This is a genomic window from Arhodomonas sp. KWT, from assembly GCF_010993615.1.
Genome location: NZ_WNXE01000282.1, coordinates 1 through 2,640, shown reverse-complemented (window position 1 = coordinate 2,640; position 2,640 = coordinate 1). Strand labels below are relative to the sequence as shown.

General features: G+C 75.9%; 4 protein-coding genes. All 4 read right to left on the bottom strand.

Translation table 11 applies throughout. The features are described from left to right. A partial coding sequence (locus tag G7A99_RS17900; protein WP_305792333.1) for an Rnf-Nqr domain containing protein occupies positions 1–203 on the bottom strand: 203 nt, incomplete at its 3' end. An 8-nt stretch (positions 204–211) separates the two neighbouring features. Continuing rightward, positions 212–841 (bottom strand): electron transport complex subunit RsxG, encoded by a 630-nt coding sequence (gene rsxG, locus G7A99_RS17895; RefSeq protein ID WP_240466337.1) that lies wholly within the window; start codon positions 839–841, stop codon positions 212–214. Continuing rightward, on the bottom strand, positions 834–1,862 hold the full coding sequence (locus G7A99_RS17890; RefSeq protein ID WP_018719293.1) for an RnfABCDGE type electron transport complex subunit D: 1,029 nt from the start codon (positions 1,860–1,862) through the stop codon (positions 834–836). The genes rsxG and G7A99_RS17890 overlap by 8 nt, the downstream gene beginning before the upstream one ends. Continuing rightward, positions 1,859–2,640 (bottom strand): SLBB domain-containing protein (locus tag G7A99_RS17885; RefSeq protein ID WP_163142713.1); only part of this gene is annotated, 782 nt, incomplete at its 5' end. The genes G7A99_RS17885 and G7A99_RS17890, both read right to left, overlap by 4 nt.

Genomic DNA, 2,640 nt, shown 5'->3' with positions numbered 1-2,640 from the left:
TCCGCGGGGACCTGGCGGCGCAGCAGCGAGACCGTGGTGTTGGAGGCGAGCAGGGTAAGCGTCGTGGCGAGGCCCAGGCCCAGGGCGTTGACCACGGTCGCGCTCACCGCCAGCAGCGGGCACAGGCCGAGGAGCTGGACCAGGCCGGCGTTGTTGTGCCACAGCCCGTCCGCGAGGATGCGTTGCGCGCCGGGGGTTGCCATGGTCGTCGTCATCCGTCCGTCGTGAGGAGTCGCTCGCGATGCGCGCGGAAGTATACCAGTGCCCGCCGCACCGCGCCGGTCACCGCCCGCGAGGTGATGGTCGCGCCGGTGATGGCGTCGAAGGCGCCGCCGTCGGCGGCCACCCGCCAGGCCTCCGCCGGCGGGGCGCCGAGGCGCCGGCCGTGGAACTGGCGGATCCAGTCGGAGCGGTCCGCCTCGATGGCGTCGCCGAGCCCGGGGGTCTCCTGGTGGGCGATCACCCGCACCCCGGTGATGCCGCCGTCGCGCTGCACGCCGGCCAGCAGCCGGATCGCGCCGCCGTAGCCGTCCGGGGCGACGGCGGTGAAGACCACGGCGATGACCTTGCCGTCGCGCACCGCACGATAGACCGGCAGGGCGTCGCGGCTGCCCAGCGCCGCCGGCGCCCGCACCTGCAGCGGCGCCTGCGCCGGGGAGCGGTCGAAGGGCCCGGGCGGCAGCACCGCGGTGAGGCGCTCGCGCACCGCGCTCTCGCGGTTGGCGGCGATCGCCGGGGCCGTGTCCCGGTGGGTGAGGGCCACCAGCGCCGCCCCCACCAGCGCGCAGGCGGTGAGCACGGCGGCGGCGATGACCGTCCCGCGGGCGGTGCCCTCAGTCATGGCCGCCCCCGCGGGGGTGGCCATAGATCCGCGGCGGGGTGTAGCGGTCGATCAGCGGTACGGCCATGTTCATCAGCAGCACCGCGAAGGCGATCGCGTCGGGGTAGCCGCCCCAGGTCCGGATCAGCCAGGTCAGCACGCCGATGCCGGCACCGAAGATCAGCCGGCCCCGGGGGGTAGTCGCCGCGGATACCGGGTCGGTGGCGATGAAGAAGGCACCGAGCATGGTCGCGCCGCTGGCCCAGTGGAACCACAGCCCCGGGTGGAGGCTGGGGTCGATGGCCCAGAGGAAGGCCGCGGGCACGCCGATGCCGGCGAGCACGCCGGCGGGGATGCGCCAGTCGGCGGTGCGCGTCGCCACCAGCACGGCGCCGCCGGCGAGGTACAGGCCGTTGATCGCCGCCCAGCCCCGTCCGCCGAGTGCGCCCCACAGCGGTCCCTGGCGGATCTCCGGGAGGGTCAGGGCCTGACCGAGCTGGGTGCGCACGGCGTCCAGCGGCGTCGCCGCGGTCACCGCGTCCACCCCGCCGCCGAAGATGGCGTGGGCGGCGGCGATCGGTCCGGGTGCCCCGCCGGCGAGCCCCGCCGGTGCCGGCCACTGGCTCATCAGCCGGGGGAAGGCCACCAGCAGCACCACGTAGCCCACCATCGCCGGATTGAACGGGTTGTGGCCGAGGCCGCCGTACAGGTGTTTGGCGAACACCAGCCCGAAGGCGGTGCCCAGCACGGCCATCCACCAGGGCGCCAGTCCCGGCAGGCTCACCGCCAGGAGCACGGCGGTGACCACCGCCGACCAGTCGCGCAGGAACAGCGCCAGCGGCCGGCCGCGCAGGTGGAGCATGGCGGCCTCGGTGGCCACCGCGGTGGCCGTGGCCAGGCCGATCTGCCAGAGCACGCCGGCGCCGAAGAACCACAGCTGGCCGAGCACGCCGGGTACCAGCGCGTAGAGGACCAGGCGCATGGTGCCGCCGACGGTACGCGGCGGGCGCAGGTGCGGGGAGACGGCCTGGCGCAGGGTCATGGGCGTCCCCCGTCGTCGCCGTCGGATTCCGTCGTTCCGCGGCGGCGGCGCCGTTTCTCCAGCGCGGCCGCGACCGCGGCCTTGCGGGCGTCGCCGCCGCTGCGCGCCTGTGCCTTCTTCTGCTCGCGGCGCTGGCGGCGCTCCTCCGCCTCGCGGGCGAGCCGTGCCTGGCGGGCCTCGTAGCGCTCGCGGGCGCGCTCGGCGATGGTCCGGGCCTGGCGGGCGTCCGCCATCTCCGCCTTGCCGTGGCGGAAGTACTGGATCAGCGGGATGTGGCTGGGGCAGACGTAGGCGCAGGCGCCGCACTCGATGCAGTCGCCGAGACCGAGTGCCGCCAGCGTGTCCACCTCGCCGCCGCGTGCGTGCCAGTAGAGCTGCTGGGGCTGGAGCGAGGCGGGGCAGGCGTCAGCGCAGGCGCCGCATCGGATGCACGGCAGCGCCGGCTGCGGTGGCGGGCACAGCGCGGTGGTGGCGGCGAGGATGCAGTTGGTGGCGGCCACGACGGGCACCGCCGGGTCGGCGACGGTGAAGCCCATCATCGGCCCGCCCATGATCAGCCGGTCGAGGCCCGGCGTCGCCCCGCCGGCCGCAGCGAGGAGGTCGGAGAACGGTGCGCCCAGGGGGGCGAGCATCACCCGCGGGTCGGCGACCGCGTCGCCGGTGACGGTGACGTGGCGGTGGGTGAGCGGCCGGCCCTCGATCGCCGCCCGGTGGACGGCCTCGGCGGTGCCCACGTTCTGGCAGAGGATGCCGAGCGTGGTGGGCAGGTCGCCGGCGG